This window comes from Mesorhizobium sp. M8A.F.Ca.ET.208.01.1.1 (assembly GCF_004791315.1).
In the GTDB taxonomy this organism is placed as follows: domain Bacteria; phylum Pseudomonadota; class Alphaproteobacteria; order Rhizobiales; family Rhizobiaceae; genus Mesorhizobium.
In genome coordinates this window covers 1-283 of sequence record NZ_SRUT01000413.1, presented here as the reverse complement: position 1 = coordinate 283, position 283 = coordinate 1, and the positions used below count along the sequence as shown (strand labels likewise).

Genomic DNA, 283 nt, shown 5'->3' with positions numbered 1-283 from the left:
GATCTTCGCGACCTCGCCCAGGCTTGCCGCGCCTACTATCCGCGCCCGGTCAATCTGATGCTTTGGATCGCCTGCGAGCTGGCGATCATTGCCTGCGACCTTGCCGAGGTGATCGGCACGGCAATCGCGTTGCAGCTCCTGTTCGGCATTCCGTTGGTCGGCGGCGCCATGCTCACCGCGCTCGACGCATTCCTGGTGCTATTGCTGATGAACAAGGGCTTCCGCTATCTCGAGGCCTTCGTCGTCGCGCTGCTGATCATCATCTTCGGCTGCTTTGCCATCC

The 283-nt window shown here is 61.8% G+C and carries 1 protein-coding gene; it reads left to right on the top strand.

What is annotated here, in order from left to right:
• Positions 1–283, top strand: a 283-nt coding sequence (locus tag EN851_RS35895; protein ID WP_189587380.1) for a divalent metal cation transporter, incomplete at both ends; no start/stop codon positions are given.